11 protein-coding genes and 1 pseudogene are annotated in these 15,786 nt (G+C 68.2%); 8 read left to right on the forward strand and 4 right to left on the reverse strand.

Going from position 1 to position 15,786, the window contains the following annotated elements:
* Positions 1–331 precede the first annotated feature (331 nt).
* Both kdpB and AC5LXK_RS18945 read left to right on the forward strand, forming a co-directional pair.
* Entirely contained in the window at positions 332–2,416 is a 2,085-nt protein-coding gene (gene kdpB, locus AC5LXK_RS18940; RefSeq protein WP_493394014.1) for a potassium-transporting ATPase subunit KdpB, read from the forward strand.
* 28 nt (positions 2,417–2,444) lie between these two features.
* On the forward strand, positions 2,445–3,143 hold the full coding sequence (locus AC5LXK_RS18945; protein WP_493393003.1) for a response regulator: 699 nt from the start codon (positions 2,445–2,447) through the stop codon (positions 3,141–3,143).
* A 15-nt stretch (positions 3,144–3,158) separates the two neighbouring features.
* Here the strand turns inward: AC5LXK_RS18945 and AC5LXK_RS18950 are convergent, their stop codons facing one another.
* The 3 genes from AC5LXK_RS18950 to AC5LXK_RS18960 all read right to left on the reverse strand — a co-directional run bounded on the left by AC5LXK_RS18950 (position 3,159) and on the right by AC5LXK_RS18960 (position 8,661).
* Complete coding sequence (locus AC5LXK_RS18950) at positions 3,159–3,803, reverse strand: lytic transglycosylase domain-containing protein (RefSeq protein WP_493393004.1); 645 nt, start codon at positions 3,801–3,803, stop codon at positions 3,159–3,161.
* 116 nt (positions 3,804–3,919) lie between these two features.
* Positions 3,920–5,272 carry a DUF3999 domain-containing protein gene (locus AC5LXK_RS18955; RefSeq protein ID WP_493393005.1) on the reverse strand — a complete coding sequence of 451 codons (1,353 nt, stop codon included), beginning with the start codon at positions 5,270–5,272 and terminating at the stop codon, positions 3,920–3,922.
* The gene (locus AC5LXK_RS18960) at positions 5,269–8,661 is read right to left on the reverse strand and encodes a DUF2339 domain-containing protein (protein ID WP_493393006.1); all 3,393 of its coding nucleotides are present in this window, start codon (positions 8,659–8,661) and stop codon (positions 5,269–5,271) included. Before AC5LXK_RS18960 ends, AC5LXK_RS18955 begins: the two co-directional genes overlap by 4 nt.
* A gap of 502 nt (positions 8,662–9,163) precedes the next feature.
* Here AC5LXK_RS18960 and AC5LXK_RS18965 point away from each other — a divergent pair.
* From AC5LXK_RS18965 to AC5LXK_RS18990, 6 genes and pseudogenes are all read left to right on the forward strand, one after another.
* Positions 9,164–10,455, forward strand: a pseudogene (locus AC5LXK_RS18965) (quaternary amine ABC transporter ATP-binding protein); the annotation flags it as partial.
* Positions 10,448–11,344: a choline ABC transporter permease subunit gene (gene choW, locus AC5LXK_RS18970; protein ID WP_493393007.1), complete on the forward strand. Its 897-nt coding sequence runs from the start codon at positions 10,448–10,450 to the stop codon at positions 11,342–11,344. The pseudogene AC5LXK_RS18965 and the gene choW, both read left to right, overlap by 8 nt.
* Before the next feature lie 109 nt (positions 11,345–11,453).
* Positions 11,454–12,452 carry a GlxA family transcriptional regulator gene (locus tag AC5LXK_RS18975; RefSeq protein ID WP_493393008.1) on the forward strand — a complete coding sequence of 333 codons (999 nt, stop codon included), beginning with the start codon at positions 11,454–11,456 and terminating at the stop codon, positions 12,450–12,452.
* A gap of 103 nt (positions 12,453–12,555) precedes the next feature.
* A complete protein-coding gene (locus AC5LXK_RS18980) occupies positions 12,556–13,503 on the forward strand; it encodes a choline ABC transporter substrate-binding protein (protein ID WP_493393009.1) in 948 nt (315 codons plus the stop codon).
* 297 nt (positions 13,504–13,800) lie between these two features.
* The gene (locus AC5LXK_RS18985) at positions 13,801–14,427 is read left to right on the forward strand and encodes a trimeric intracellular cation channel family protein (RefSeq protein WP_493393010.1); all 627 of its coding nucleotides are present in this window, start codon (positions 13,801–13,803) and stop codon (positions 14,425–14,427) included.
* A 141-nt stretch (positions 14,428–14,568) separates the two neighbouring features.
* Positions 14,569–15,327 carry a hypothetical protein gene (locus AC5LXK_RS18990; RefSeq protein ID WP_493393011.1) on the forward strand — a complete coding sequence of 253 codons (759 nt, stop codon included), beginning with the start codon at positions 14,569–14,571 and terminating at the stop codon, positions 15,325–15,327.
* 19 nt (positions 15,328–15,346) lie between these two features.
* Here the strand turns inward: AC5LXK_RS18990 and AC5LXK_RS18995 are convergent, their stop codons facing one another.
* Positions 15,347–15,772, reverse strand: coding sequence for a PACE efflux transporter (locus AC5LXK_RS18995; RefSeq protein WP_493393012.1), 426 nt, complete (start codon positions 15,770–15,772; stop codon positions 15,347–15,349).
* Between the last annotated feature and the right edge of the window lie 14 nt (positions 15,773–15,786).

Below are 15,786 nucleotides of genomic sequence, written 5' to 3' on the forward strand. Positions count from 1 at the left end.
TTTTTGCCGCGTAGACATCGCGTGAGCGGAGTGTGGCGCTCCCGCTCGTGTACGGCCCTCGAGACACCCCGCCGCGTCGCGGCGAAACGGATGTTTACGCGCTTTTTATGCCCTGACGCAATCCTTTGCCGCGATCTTCACGCGAACCTTCATAAGATGGTTGCGTGGAAACGGAAGCCGCACGTGCGGATGCGTGCAGGCTGCCGGCTCGCCTGACCGATGCCGGCTGCCGCCGCGCCGCGCCGGCAAAAGGAAAACCGCCATGTCTCTCGCTCCTGTGACAGGCCCGCGCCCCGAGCATCCGGGCCATCCGCGCACGGCCGCGCGCTCGATGTTCGATCCGGCGCTCGTGCGCCCGGCGATCGCCGACGCGTTCAGGAAGCTCACGCCGCGCACGCAGTTCCGCAACCCGGTGATGTTCTGCGTGTACGTCGGCAGCATCCTGACGACGCTTCTGTGGATCGCCGCGCTGTTCGGTCAGGCCGAGGCGCCCGCCGGCTTCATCGTCGCCATTGCGCTGTGGCTGTGGTTCACGGTGCTGTTCGCGACCTTCGCCGAAGCGCTCGCCGAAGGGCGCTCGAAGGCGCAGGCCGCATCGCTGCGCAGCGCGAAGCACAACGTGGTCGCGAAAAAGCTCGCGGCGCCGCGTGCGAAGTCGGCCGTCGAGGTGATGGCGTCGACCGACCTGCGCAAAGACGACGTCGTGCTCGTCGAGACCGGCGACGTGATCCCGGCCGACGGCGAAGTGATCGAAGGTGTCGCGTCGGTCGACGAATCGGCGATCACCGGCGAATCCGCGCCGGTGATCCGCGAGTCGGGCGGCGACTTCTCGTCAGTGACGGGCGGCACGCGCGTGCTGTCCGACTGGATCGTCGTCAAGGTCACCGCGAACCCCGGCGAGGCGTTCCTCGACCGGATGATCGCGATGGTCGAAGGCGCGAAGCGCAAGAAGACGCCGAACGAGATCGCGCTGACGATCCTGCTCGTCGCGCTGACGATCGTGATGCTGCTGGCCACCGCCACGCTGCTGCCGTTCTCGACGTTTGCGGTCGATGCGATGAAGGCCGGCCACGTGGTGACGATCACCGCGCTCGTCGCGCTGCTCGTGTGCCTGATCCCGACGACGATCGGCGGGCTGTTGTCCGCGATCGGCGTGGCCGGGATGAGCCGGATGATGCAGGCGAACGTGATCGCGACGTCGGGCCGCGCGGTGGAAGCGGCCGGCGACGTCGACGTACTGCTGCTCGACAAGACCGGCACGATCACGCTCGGCAACCGCCAGGCGTCGGCGTTCGTGCCCGCACCGTTCGTGACTGAAGAAGCGCTGGCCGATGCCGCGCAACTGTCGTCGCTCGCCGACGAGACGCCGGAAGGCCGCAGCATCGTCGTACTCGCGAAGCAGCGTTTCAACTTGCGCGAGCGTGATATGCAGGCGCTGCATCCGGTGTTCCTGTCGTTCAGCGCACAGACGCGGATGAGCGGCGTCGACCTGTTCCCCGCAGGGTCTTCGCCCGGCGCACCGGGGCGCGAGATCCGCAAGGGCGCGGCCGACGCGATCGCGCATTACGTCGAGTCCCACGGCGGCCGCGTCACGCGTGAGGTCCAGGCGGCCGTGACCGACATCGCGCGCCGCGGCAGCACGCCGCTGGCGGTCGCGGAGCGGCGCGACGGCGTGGCGCGCGTGCTCGGCGTGATCGAGCTGAAGGACATCGTGAAGGGCGGCATCAAGGAGCGCTTCGCGGAGCTGCGCAAGATGGGCATCAAGACCGTGATGGTGACGGGCGACAACCGGCTGACGGCCGCGGCGATCGCGGCGGAGGCTGGTGTCGACGATTTCCTCGCGGAAGCGACGCCGGAAACCAAGCTCGCGACGATCCGCGAACACCAGGCGGCCGGCCGTCTGGTCGCGATGACGGGCGACGGCACGAACGACGCACCGGCGCTCGCGCAGGCCGACGTGGCGGTGGCGATGAACACGGGCACGCAGGCGGCGAAGGAAGCCGGCAACATGGTCGACCTTGACTCGAACCCGACGAAGCTGATCGAGATCGTCGAGATCGGCAAGCAGATGCTGATGACGCGCGGTTCGCTGACGACGTTCTCGATCGCGAACGACATCGCGAAGTACTTCGCGATCATCCCGGCCGCATTCGCGACGACCTACCCGCAACTGCGTGTGCTCGACGTGATGCACCTCGCGTCGCCGGCGTCGGCGATCCTGTCGGCGGTGATCTTCAACGCGCTGATCATCGTCGCGCTGATCCCGCTCGCGTTGAAGGGCGTGCGCTATCGTCCGCTCGGCGCGGCGCCGCTGCTGCGCAGGAACCTGCTGCTGTACGGCCTCGGCGGCGTGCTGCTGCCGTTCCCGTTCATCAAGCTGATCGACATGGTGCTGGTCGCATGCGGATGGGCGTGAACAGGATGACGCACGGAGGCAGGACTCGATGAGCGCGCCGACCGTCGTCATCGCGATCGTCGACGAAGACAGGTTCATCCGGCATTTCGTGCATGTCGCACTGAAAGCGGAGCGCATGCATGTGTACGAGGCTGCGACCGGCGCGGCCGGCGTGGAGACCGTCACCGCGCGCCGCCCCGACCTGATCGTCGTCGACACCAACCTGCGCGATCTCGGCGGCACCGGGCTGATCCGTGCGTTGCGCGCGTGTTCGGACGCGCCGCTGATCGTGTTGTCGGCGCTGAGCGCGGAACGCGACAAGGTGGCCGCACTCGACGCCGGCGCGGACGACTACCTGACCAAGCCGTTCGGCGCGGCCGAGCTGATCGCGCGGATCCGCGCGCACCTGCGTCGGCGGGCCGGCGGCGGGCGCATCGATGCGGTGCGCGTGTGTTTCGGCGACGTGACCATCGATCTCGGCGATCGCCAGGTATGGCGCAGTGGTGCGCGCGTGCATCTGAGTCCGATCGAATACCGGTTGCTGGCCGTGCTCGCGCATCACGCGGGACGGCTGCTCACGCACGACCGCTTGCTGAGCGAGGTGTGGGGCGCGGCACACGGCAAGGATGCGCACGACCTGCGCGTGTATGTCGGCCACCTGCGGCGCAAGCTGGAGTGCGATCCGCGGCGGCCCGCATACATCGTGACGGAGACGGGTGTCGGCTACCGGCTCGCCGGTGCCGCATAGCGCAGGGCCGCGGGCTCAGGGGTTCGAGGCCGTCCGCAGTTCGTCGGCAGGCATGCCGTTCGGGCGGCGCAGCTGCGCATCGAATTGCTGCACGCGCAGCGCGACGCGCTGTGCATAGCGCTTCGTGCCGCCGTTGTAGCGCACGAGGGCGGTTTCGACATCGCCGTCCGCATCGTCGAGATAGCCGCGGAAGATCGCCGCGCCGATCCGCACGTTGGTTGCCGGATCGGACAGGTCCTTCACATGCGCGACGAGGTCGCGATGCGCGGCGGGCAGCACCTGCATCAACCCGCGTGCACCCGCCACGCTGATTGCATGGCGATCGAAGCCCGATTCGACCGAGATGATCGCGAGCAGCAGCGCCGGTGCGAGGCCGTAGCGATCCGATTCGGTCTGTACCGCACGGGCGATCGTGCGGGCTTCCGCATACGCGATGTGAAAGCGGTTGCGCAGCGCCGTGACGATCGTGTCGAGGGTCGACGGGAGGGATGTATCGGGCGTGCCGGCGGCGGCCGGCGTAGCCGGCGTGTCGTCGGCATGCGCGGGCAGGGCGACCGCCAGCGACAGCGCGATCGGGAAAAGCAGCAGAAGCCGCTTCAGCGGCCGGGCCGGGCGTTGCAGCGGCGCCGGCCGGTCATGCGATGGATAGGTTTCCTGCATGTCGTCGCATCGTGGTTCCGATGCGACGACTGTACGCAGTTATGCGTTGCGCCCGTCGAAAGAAACGGGCGCGCCCGATAAACGCCGCATAAAGACGTGCGCCGGCGCGCTTCGCGTCACTCGTCGCGCGTCTCGCCGCCGCCTTTCGCGAGGCGCCACGCAATGGCGCCGAGCACGCCGACTGCAACGACCAGCGCGCCCCACAGCACGTAGCGGCGCTTCGCATCCGTATCGACGGCTGCCACCGGAGCGACCGCCGATACCGGCAGTGCCGCGCCGACGCGTGCGGGCCGTACTTCGGGCGCCATGCCGACCAGCAACGCGTCGCGGCTCACGGCCGACGACACGAGCGACGCATCGCCAACGCCGAGCGTAAACGGCGGCGTGCCGCGCGCGACGAAGGTCAGCGCGGCCGGATGCCAGCCGATCGCAACGGCCGGCTGGCCGCCGCCGAGCCCGCCGTTGCGCATGTCGACGACGATGCGCCAAGCGCGATCCGTCGTCGCCGCGAACTCGAGCGGCGGGTTGCGCTGCTCGCCGGCCTTGCCCTGCAGCCGGAACAGCACGGCGCCGGCCACGTCGCGCCACGGCGCCTGCGCATCGGCGCGGCTTTGCAGCGTCGCGCGTGCAACGGTGTTCGGCTGCGGCAGGTCGATACGCACGCGGTCGACCGGATACGCGCCGTCGGTGTCGAACAGATACTCGCCGGGCGCACCGCCGGCGCGTACCCGCACGGCATCACGCCACTGGCGCGGCACGGATGCGGTGTCGGTGCCGCGTGCGTCGCGCGGATGCGTCTCGACGTCGATCGACGCGATCGCGGGCGCCCCGTCGAGCCAGTCCAGCCACAGGTAGCGCGGCGCGGCGCCTTCGAGCGCGATGCGTTCCTGCACCAGCATGTCGTCGCCGTGGCCGACCTTCAGCAACTGCGTGCTGCCGAGCGAGCGCCAGCTGCGCAGGTCGTCGCTCGCCTCGACGGCGACGCGTCCCTGGTAGCTGTCGTCGCCCACGTGCACGAGCAGCGCGTCGAGGTTGCCGTCGGCATGCGACAGGTCGACGAGATCCGCGCCGTGTCTTGCGCGCGAAGGTGCCGCGACCGCCGCGCGCAGCGCGCCGTCCGGGCCGACCGTCACGCCGAGCGGCGCGCTGCCGTTCTCGGCGCGGGCGGGCGGCAGCGGGAACCAGTGCACCGGCGTGCGCGTCGGCGGCACCGCAGGTTCGGCCGCGACGGGCGCGTCGAGCGAATACGGCACCGGCTCGCCTGCGCCGTTGAAGATGCGCACGTCGCCGAGATCGTCGCGCCGGCTCGCCGCATAGACGGGCTGCGGCACGGTGAGCTGGTAATACGCGGCGCTGCCGTCGAGGTCGAGCGTGAAGCGCTGCGCGGCCGGCCCGGTGCCCGGCGCGCCGTCGGCGGCCCCGAACGAAGCGAGCAGGCTCAGTCCGAGCAGGGCAGCGAGTCGCTTCATGGCTGGTCGTCCTGCTGCGCGGCGGATTTCGGCGGCAGCGGCGAGAAGTATCCGATCAACAGCAGCAGCACGCCGATGCCGATGAACGACACGATGCGCTCGATGCCGGTGACGTGCGACAGGTCGAACAGGAACAGCTTGACGACCGTCAGCGCGAGCAGCGCGGCGCCGACGAACCACAGCGGACGCAGCCCGCGACGCGTGGCCCAGATCGTGATCGCGAGCGCGCAGAGCGTCCAGTACACGGATACCGACGCCTGCACGAGCGTCGATTCGGCCATTGCGCCGAATTCGTACGGCACGCCGGCCCAGTGATGCAGCGTGCGCAGCAGGATCGCGTTCAGCCACAGGAACGCGGTTGCGCCGGCCGCACTCAGCAGTTCGACGCGATACGTGTCGAACGACCAGCCGAGCTTGCGGGCGCGAACGAACCACGACGCGGCGAGCGCATAGACGACCACGAGCACGAGATCGAGCGGGTTGAACAGCGGCACGCGCGCCCAGCTTCCGCCGTCCTGCGTGAAGTTCGCATAGAAGGTCCATACCCACATCACGACGATCAGCGGCAGCGACGCGAGCGCGCAGATGCGCGCGATGCCGTCGCGGCGCGTCAGCCACATCCCGGCGAACGCGAACAGGCTCCAGCCGACCATGAACACCTGCTGGATGCCGAACGACGACAGCACGGTATCGATGTCGTAGCCCAGGTGGAAGCGGTGGTGCAGCGTGCGCAGCATCAGCGCGTTGAACCACAGGAACACCGTTGCGATCGCCACATAGTCGACCGCCCGCGGATGCCACGCGATGCCGAGCGTTTTGAGGCGGCGCAGCCACACGACGAATGCGATGAAGGCGAGGCATTGCGCGATGTCGAGCGGATTGAGCAGCGGCAGCCAGAAGAGCGGCGCGGCGTTGCCGTCGCTGACCGTGCTGGCGATGCTCCACAGCCACAGCAGCGCGGCGAGCGGCGCCGCGCCCCACACCTGGTATGCGCGCGGGAATGCGGCGACGGGCCAGCGCAGGCGCGAGCCCGGGCCCGACACCAGCAGGAGCAGCGCGCCGAAGCCATACGCCCATGCGCTCCAGCTCCATGCGCCTTCGGGGACGAACGCGCGCAGGCGCCAGAACCCTTCGAGCGACAGCAGCCCGCACAGCGTCCAGAACGTCAGCGTATGCAGCGGTGCGAGGAGGCTTGCGGTGATGGACGGCACCGCGCCTTTCGCGGCACCGGCACCGGCCGCGCCGCGCGACTGGCGCCACAGCAGTGCGAGACCCGCGCCGACCGCGACAGGCCACGCGAACGCACCCATGCCCGACAGCGGCGCTTCGTGCGCGTCGAACGCGCGCAGCGCGAGCAGCGCCAGTACCGGCGTGAGTGCGAGCGCGGGCCATTCGGCGAGCGGCCACGCGAACCGGCGGCGGGCGACGTGCGCGAGCCACGCGGTACCGGCCGCGAACAGCGCGGTCGTATCGACGACGAAGCGGTCGACATGCAGATCGACGTGACGGCCCGCGTAGACGAGGATCTCGTGCAGCCCGCCGCTGACCCACCACAGCAGTCCCCACGCGGCCGCCGCGGCGCCGATTTCCGGCATCCACGCGTGCCACGCGCGCGCTTCGCCGCGCCCATGCAGCCACCAGCCGGTGAACAGGCCGGCGAGCGCGATCAGCAGCATCGCGATATACGGGCTGTTGAGCACCGGCAGTGCGTTTGCGTCGGCCGGCCCGAGCAGGCTCGTGAAGAACGCGCCGGCCGCGGCGACCTGCATCAGCAGCCCGAAGCAGAACGGCAGCAGGCGCTTCTGGCGCACGCCGAGCCACACGACGGCCGCGCCTTCGATTGCCCAGGCGGCACTGGTCGTCGGGCCCGAGAATGCGAGCGGCACGGCCAGCGTCGCGAAGATCACCGCGAGCGCGAGCATCGATTCGAACAGCAGCCCGAGGCGGTCGCGGCGCCGCGCGAGCCAGGCGGCGACCGCGATGTAGAACGCCGACAGCGCGACCGCGCTCCACGCGAGCCCGAACGGCATGTCCTTCACGAGCGACGCCTGCAGCGCGGTCGCGACGATCGGCGTGCCGAACACGAGCGTGCCGTCCACGTAGTGCCGCAGCGCGAGTTCGCGTTTCACCGCGTACAGCAGTGCGATGCCGACATACATCAGGAAGAACAGGATCAGGAATGGTTCGGTACTCGCGAACAGCGCGGGGCGGTAGGCCGTCACACCCCACGCGGAGCCGATCGTGAACGTGAACACGAAGCCGAGCAGGTTCAGCGGCCGCCAGGCCTTGAACCACGCGATCGCGAAGATGCCCGCGTTCAGCAACGCGTAGTAGCTGAACAGGGCGACGTGGTTGCCCTGGCCGGTCGACAGCAGCACCGGCGCGAGGAAGCCGCCCGCGCTGCCCATGAACGCGAGCGGCAGCGCGTTCTGCCGCACCGCGAGGAACGCGCTCAGCGCGCAGACCGCGACCATCAGCGGGAATGCGGCGCCGACGGGCAGCAACGCATAGAGCTTGGTCGCGGCGAAGATCGTCAGGTACAGGATGCCGATGCCGCCGCCTTGCAGCACGAGGCCGTATGCGGCGCGACGCGCACGCACGCGCCAGCCGATCGCGAGCAGCGCGGCCGCGGCGAGTGCCGTGCCCGCGAGGCGGAATTCGATCGGCAGCATGTTGTTGTCGGCCGCGTACTTGAGCAGGAACGCGACGCCGAAGAACAGCACGATGATGCCGACCCGCACGACCGTGTTGCCGCCGAGCAGCCAGTTGCGCGCGGCACTGAATGCACGGTCGACGATGCCGGGTTCGCGCGGTGCGGGCGGGGCAGGGCGGGCGGGTGTGGCGGGTGCGTTGGCGTTGGTGGTAGCAGGCGCGGCGGCGGTGCGTGCCGCGGGTGCCGGTGTCGGTGCGGGCGCGGGCGCGGGCGTCGCGGCAGGCGCGGGCACCGACGTCGATGCCGGCGTGCCGGCTCGTGCGGCGACAGGTTGCGCGGCCGGTGCCGATGGCGTTGCCGTGACGGGTGTCTGCAGCGGCGTGGGTACGGCGCCGGCCGAAGCCGCTTGCGTGACCTCGCCGGCTGCCGCCGCACCGGCCTTCGCGCCGGCCAGTTGAGCGCGCAGCGCATCGAGTTCGCGCGTGAGCGTATCGACGGTCGCTTCGAGGCGCGCGACGCGATCGGCGAGCGGCAACGGTGTGGGCGGCGGCGTGGCGTCCATCGCGAACGCGTCGGGCGCGGCGAGCGTGTTCTTGAGCCGGTGTTGCCGCAGCGCGTGCCCGATGCAGAACCCGACGGCGGCCCCGAGCAGCGAACCGTTCGCGGCCGAGAAATCCCCGATCAGGGCGGCGATGCCGCCCACGACGAAACCGATTACGGCGAATGCCCAGTTCAACGCCTTGCTCCCTCTCACTATCGTTATCGTCCTTCGATCACGGATCGCGGATCGCACCGGATCGAGGCAGTTTCAGCACGGCCGGCAGGCGAACCGGCATGCGCGTGTCGCGTGGGTGGACTCTCGTGCGAAAGGCCTGCGGCAACGTCGCGGTCAGCGTGTTTGCGGGGAATGTATCACAGCGGGCCGTCGTGGATTTCCGGGGTTGACGCGGTATCGCGGCGCGCGCCGTCCGGTGTCGCCGGACGGCTTTTTGCACGATCATGCTTTTTACCGGTGAACGCGACGGGCGTTTTCGTCTGAGCAGATCGACGGCGGATCGGACGTGAATTTGTCGCAAAGCGACGCGCACCCGATGCGCATTGGCGCAAAACCTCATGCGACGCGCGTCGCGCTGCTGCGCACAAGTCCGACGGGTGATGCCCGCCGTTGCTGGGCGTGCGCGTATTGCGCCGCCGCAATCGGGTGTCGCCGCGTGGCGCGGTCCGCCGGGCGGGGCTGGCGGGTGTGTCGTATTTGCGCAAGCGTTTGTCGTAATTCGTCGGCAGGCCGGGGTTTTTTCTGGCAACTATGTAGGCACGCTATGACAAGCGCGAGTCCCCGCTACACGAGGAGAAGGTTTCGATGGATGCCCCCAAGGTCGTGGTCGAAGGTCTGTGCAAGGTGTTTGGAAGTAATCCGCAGCAGGCGCTCGACATGCTTGCCGCCGGCGCGACGAAGGACGATGTGCTCAAGCGCACCGGTCAGGTCGTCGGCGTGCACAACGTCTCCTTCGATGTGCAGGAAGGCGAAATTTTTGTGCTGATGGGCCTGTCCGGCTCCGGCAAGTCCACGCTGATCCGCCTCGTGAACCGGCTGGTCGATCCGAGCGCCGGCAAGGTGATGATCGACGGGCTCGACGTCGCGTCGGCCCGCCGCTCGGCGCTGACCGCGCTGCGCCGCAAGGACATGAGCATGGTGTTCCAGTCGTTCGCGCTGATGCCGCATCGCAGCGTCGTATCGAATGCCGCGTTCGGCCTGGAAGTCGCGGGTATGGGCAAGAAGGAACGCGAGCGCCGTGCGATGGAAGTGCTCGAGCAGGTCGGCCTCGCACCGTTCTCGAACAAGCTGCCGTCCGAGCTGTCGGGCGGCATGCAGCAGCGCGTCGGCCTCGCCCGCGCGCTGGCCGTGAACCCGTCGCTGATGATCATGGACGAGGCGTTCTCCGCACTCGATCCGCTCAAGCGCCGCGAAATGCAGGATGTGCTGCTGCAACTGCAGAAGGAACAGCGCCGCACGATCATGTTCGTGTCGCACGATCTGGAGGAAGCGCTGCGCATCGGCAACCGCATCGCGATCATGGAAGGCGGCCGGCTCGTGCAGGTCGGCACGCCGCAGGACATCATCTCGAACCCGGCCGACGATTACGTGCGCGCGTTCTTCGACGGCATCGACACCAGCCGCTACCTCACCGCCGGCGACCTGATGCAGACGGGCGCCGTGCCGATCGTGTCGAAGTGCGATGCCGCGAACGTCGCGGCGACGCTGAACGGCAGCGCCGAATACGCGTTCGTGCTCGACGCCGCCCGCAAGATCCGCGGCTTCGTCACGCGCGACGCGATCGGTCAGGACACGCCGTCGGTGCGGCCGATCGAAAGCATCCGGCACGATGCATCGCTCGAGCACGTCGTCGCGCGCGTGGTCGCGAGCCCGAATGCGCTGCCCGTCGTCGACGACGACGGCTGCTACTGCGGCTCGGTCGATCGTGCGCTCATCCTGAAGGCCATCACGCGTTCGCGAGGTTCCCATGTCTGAAATGATTCCGCTCGGTACCTGGGTCGACCAGTCCGTTCACTACCTGCTCGACCACGACGCGAAGACGTTCGACACGATCGGTCAGGCGATCGAGGGGCTCGCGGCATTCGTCGAGCACGGCCTGCAGGCGATCCCGATGTGGATGATGATGGCGATCTTCATCGGCGTCGGGCTGTGGCGGGTGGGCTGGCGTTTCGCGCTGTTCACCACCGCGTCGCTGCTGTTGATCTTTGCCACCGGCTTCTGGGACCAGACCGTCATCACGCTCGGCCTCACGCTGTCGTCGACGATCATCAGCCTCGTGCTCGGCATTCCGCTCGGCATCTGGGCCGCGAAGAGCAAGTGGGTCGCCGCGATCGTGCGTCCGATCCTCGACCTGATGCAGACGATGCCGGCCTTCGTCTACCTGATTCCGGCAGCGATGCTGTTCGGTCTCGGCCGCGTGCCGGGGATCCTGTCGACGGTGATCTTCGCGATGCCGCCCGCGGTGCGCCTGACGAGCCTCGGTATCCGCCACGTGAACCGCGAGATCGTCGAAGCGGGCCAGGCGTTCGGCTGCACGCCGTGGCAGCTGCTGTACAAGGTGCAGTTCCCGAATGCGTTGCCGTCGATCATGCAGGGCGTGAACCAGACGATCATGATGGCGCTGTCGATGGTGATCATCGCGTCGATGGTCGGCGCGGGTGGCCTCGGCAACGACGTGCTCGCGAGTATCCAGCGCCTCGACATCGGCCTCGGCTTCGAAAGCGGTCTGTCGGTCGTGCTGCTCGCGATCATTCTCGACCGCATCACCGAAAGCTTCGGTCGCGCACCGGGCACCGTGAAGGCACCGCTGTTCGCCGGTCTCAAGCAGCTCTTTCGCGTGAAGGCAGCGCCCGCACAGGCCTGACCTCCGGCGGCCGGCGTACCACCGGCCGCTCATCCTGAATATAGAAAACGACTTCCGCGGCTTCGGCCGCGGGGTTGGCCCCTTGCAACCTCCTCGCCAGGAGACCGATGTGACGTCCGCCGTCGCTGTCGCGCCCGCCGCCTGCGTTTCACCGGTTTCGTCCCTCGCCCATTTCGGCTTCCTGACGCTGCCGAACTTCTCGATGATCGCGTTCTCGAGCGCGGTCGAAGTGCTTCGGATGGCGAACTATGTCGGGCGGGCCGACCACTACAGGTGGTCGATCTATTCGCTCGACGGCGCGCCCGCACATGCCAGCAACGGCATCGCGGTGCGACCCACGCAGGCGCTCGACTACACGGACCTGCCCGACGTGATGATCGTGTGCGGCGGCATCCGCATCCGCGACGTGGTCGACGAAGGCGCACGCGATACGCTCGCGGCGCTCGCCGAACGCGGGCTGCCGCTCGGCGGCATCTGCACCGGCGCGTACGCGCTGATGTCGAGCGGGCTGCTCGACGGCTATCGCTGCACCGTGCACTGGGAGAACCTGTCCTCGCTGCATGCCGAGTTTCCGCAGGTCGGCTTCGCCGACGAGCTGTTCGTCGTCGACCGCGACCGGCTGACCTGCACGGGCGGCACCGCGCCGCTCGACCTGATGCTGAACCTCGTCGGCATGCGCTTCGGCCAGCAGCTGGCCGCACAGGTGTCCGAGCAGTTCATCCTGGAGCGCATCCGCAGTTCGACCGATACGCAGCCGATTCCGGTCGATGCACGGGTCGGCTTCTCGCGCGCCGAGCTGATCGAGGTCGTGCGGCTGATGGAAGCGAACATCGAGGAGCCGCTGTCGCTGGAGGAACTCGCGCGGCTCGTGCGGCTGTCGCAGCGGCACCTGCAGCGGATGTTCAAGGTGTACCTGAACGTGTCGCCGACCCACTATTACCTGACGCTGCGCCTGAAGCGCGCGCGCGACCTGCTGCGCACGACCGATGCGTCGATCGCGCGCGTGACGACGGTCTGCGGCTTTCATTCGCCGTGTCATTTCAGCAAGGCATACCGCGCGCAGTTCGGCCATGCGCCGAGCTACGAGCGCAGGTTGCCGGGGCGCTGACCGACCGAATCATTCCGTCCGCGACGTCGCCGGGATCGCGGCGCGCGGCTTCAATAAACGATCCCGCATTCAAGCAAACGACATCACTTTGAGGAGAAGCAAGATGAAGCGCCTATTGATCGCAGCGGTGTGCGGGATCGGGGTATCCGCGCCGATGTCGGCCGTCTATGCGGCCGACCCGCCCGTATGCAAGAACGTGCGCTTCGCGGATGTCGGCTGGTCCGACATCGCGGCGACCACGGGCCTCGCGTCGACGATGCTCCAGGGGCTCGGCTACAACCCGACGAAGACGATCGCCTCGGTGCCGATCACGTTCGCGGGGATCAAGAGCAAGCAGATCGACGTGTTCCTCGGCTACTGGTCGCCGACGATGGACCCGATCATCCAGCCGTTCACGAAGGCCGGCACGATCAAGGTGCTCGCGACGCCGAACCTGACCGGCGCGAAATACACGCTCGCGGTGCCCGACTACGTGTACCAGGGCGGCCTGAAGTCGTTCGCGGACATCCAGAAGTACGCGGACAAGCTCAACGGCAAGATCTACGGGATCGAGCCGGGCAACGACGGCAATGCACTGATCAAGAAGATGATCGACGGCAACCAGTTCGGCCTCGGCAAGTTCAAGATGGTCGAGTCGAGCGAGGCCGGGATGCTGATCGAGGTGAATCGCGCGATCCGCGACAAGCAGTGGATCGTGTTCCTCGGCTGGGAACCGCATCCGATGAACGTGCAGATGAAGATCGATTACCTGACCGGCGGCGACGACGTGTTCGGTCCGAACTACGGCGAAGCGAAGGTGCTGACGGCCACGCCGCCCGACTACTCGCAGCGCTGCCCGAACGTCGCGAAGTTCGTGTCGAACCTGCAGTTCACGACGGCGATCGAGAACCACGTGATGGTGCCGATCATGAACAAGGAAGACCCGAACAAGGCGGCGGCCGAGTGGCTGAAGGCGAACCCGCAGGCGCTCGACAAGTGGCTCGCCGGCGTGACGACGCTCGACGGCAAGCCGGGCCTGCCGGCGGTGAAGGCATACCTCGGCGTGCATTGAGCCTGATACGTCGGGCTTCGCGGCTTCGGCCGGAAGCGTGACGGGCTGTTCGAGCCGGCGGCGGCAGGACGTCCATCCTGCTGCCGCCGGCTTTTTGGCGTCTGCGTCGGGTTCGGCCCGACGCCGGGCCGGCGATGCGCTAGACTGCTCGATCCCGATCGAGGAGGCGGCCATGATCCGCAACGCGCTTGATGTATTCGGACGGCAATGTGAAGTCGGCAGGCGGCTGAACGGCGCGTCCGCTCCGGTCGATGCTGGCTGCGGCGTGACGATGTCGCACCGTCGCCATTCAGTCGCATGAAGCGCATCGAACAAGTCGTGCTCGCCGCCGATCTCGCGGGCACGGCGGTGTTCGCGATCGAAGGCGCCAATGCGGCGATCGGCGCGGGGCTCGACCTGTTCGGGGTGATGGTGCTGTCGCTCGTCGTCGCGCTCGGCGGCGGCGTGATCCGCGATTTGCTGATCGGCGCGCGGCCGCCCAGCGCCGTGAGCGACTGGCGTTATCCGGCGCTTGCATTCGCTGCCGGGTTGTTCGCGTTCGTCTTTCATGCGCGGGTTGCCGAATTTTCGCCGTCGCTGCTCACGACGCTCGATGCGGCCGGCCTCGCGTTGTTCGCGGTCGCGGGGGCGGTGAAGGCGCTCGAACTCCGGGTTCATCCGTTCATCGCGACGCTGATGGGCGCCGTGACCGGTTGCGGGGGCGGCGTCGTGCGCGATCTGCTGCTCGCGCGGATTCCGGTCGTGCTGGTCACCGACATCTACGCGAGCGCGGCGCTGTTCGGCGCGGTGGTCGTCGTGTCGTGCCGGCGGCTCGGCTGCCCGCCGGTCGTCGCGGCCGTGCTGGGCGGTGTCGCCTGCTTTGCGCTGCGGATGGCGGCGGTGCGCTTCGGCTGGCAACTGCCGAAAATTGCGGCCGGGGCGTAACGGGCGGATCCGGAAGGCCATTTCGCGCAACCGCAGCCGCATCCGCTTGCCGCCCGGCGCGGGATCGGACAGAATCGCGACGATTGAGCCGGGCCGGACGCCCGTTTCGTACAGCGTAGTGGATCGCAACCGGGTGCGCCTATGCCTCTTCTCGTCGAAGCAATCCTTGGCTGGACCACGCTGGTGCTTGCCGCACTCGGCCTGCTCTGCGTGATGATCTGGCCGTTGACGCCGGACCGGTGGGTGTTCGACGCCGGCTATGCGTGCATGCCCGACGGCCGGGACCTGATCCTGTCGCCGCGGCGCCTGCGCTTCGGTCACTTCGTGTGGTGGTCGTTGGGCTTTGGCCTGACTGCCTTTGGACTGGCCTGCATGACCGGCATACCCGCGTTCGCCGGGGGCATGACCGGAGACGAGTTGCACGCGTGGTACGAATGGCTCGGGCTGGTGGCCACCGGTGTGCTGGTCGTCGGAACGGGCGGGTTGTTGATCTGGATCGGCCGCAAGCTGATGCGTGCGCGCTGGTTCGCCGGCCCGCTGCGCGAAACCCGCTTCTGCTGGCGCGGCGAAGAACGCTGGATCGATATCCGCACCACGCGCCTGCTGCGCAAGTCGGTGCTGAATACCTACCCGTGCGGCGATCTGGCGCACCTGCTGGTCGGTGGTCGACGAAGTCTTGACGGCGCTGTCGTGGGCGGCTCGCGGGTGGCGATCCAGCAGGATCTGGTGCAGCTCGTGCTCGTGTTTCGTGACCGCCAGCCGATCGACCTGATGGGGCGGATCAAGGATGGCGATGGCGCGCGCCGCATGGCCAGCATGATTGGCACCTGGTGCGGCGTCGAGGTACAGCGGGTCGACGGGCTGCCGGACGTGACGCCTTTCAATTTCGACCGGATCTGACCTGGCGATCGTACCCGCCTCACGACCCCTTCGTCGCCGCCGGCACGTCGAACACGTGATCGAACGCCCACTGGAACACGAACGCGTAGCAGAAGAAGAACGCGAACAGCCCGATATCGACGACGAACGCGTCGAACCACGAGATGTCGAGCCACCACGACACCACCGGCACGAGGATGAAGATCAGTCCGCCTTCGAAGCCGGTCGCATGCAGGATGCGCCGCCCGAGCGTACGTGCCGGCTGCCGGCGCGACGCTTCCCAGCGTTCGAACAGCGCATTGAAGATCATGTTCCACAGCAGCGCGATCGCCGACATCGTCGCCGACAGCGCACCCGAATAGACGAGATCCTGCTTGAAGATCGCCGCGATCACGGGCGAGATGCAGGAGATGGCGATCGCTTCGTAAAGCACCGCCTGCGTGATCCTGCGCGGTAGGCCTTGCACGTTGTTCCTCCGGT

This window comes from Burkholderia pulmonis (assembly GCF_984667975.1).

What these genes read in the sequence shown, in the direction of transcription:
- kdpB (WP_493394014.1), top strand. Translation starts at nt 332, where the DNA reads ATGTTCGATCCGGCGCTCGTGCGCCCGGCGATCGCCGACGCGTTCAGG.
- AC5LXK_RS18945 (WP_493393003.1), top strand. Translation starts at nt 2,445, where the DNA reads ATGAGCGCGCCGACCGTCGTCATCGCGATCGTCGACGAAGACAGGTTC.
- AC5LXK_RS18950 (WP_493393004.1), bottom strand. Translation starts at nt 3,803, where the DNA reads ATGCAGGAAACCTATCCATCGCATGACCGGCCGGCGCCGCTGCAACGC.
- AC5LXK_RS18955 (WP_493393005.1), bottom strand. Translation starts at nt 5,272, where the DNA reads ATGAAGCGACTCGCTGCCCTGCTCGGACTGAGCCTGCTCGCTTCGTTC.
- choW (WP_493393007.1), top strand. Translation starts at nt 10,448, where the DNA reads ATGTCTGAAATGATTCCGCTCGGTACCTGGGTCGACCAGTCCGTTCAC.
- AC5LXK_RS18980 (WP_493393009.1), top strand. Translation starts at nt 12,556, where the DNA reads ATGAAGCGCCTATTGATCGCAGCGGTGTGCGGGATCGGGGTATCCGCG.
- AC5LXK_RS18985 (WP_493393010.1), top strand. Translation starts at nt 13,801, where the DNA reads ATGAAGCGCATCGAACAAGTCGTGCTCGCCGCCGATCTCGCGGGCACG.
- AC5LXK_RS18990 (WP_493393011.1), top strand. Translation starts at nt 14,569, where the DNA reads ATGCCTCTTCTCGTCGAAGCAATCCTTGGCTGGACCACGCTGGTGCTT.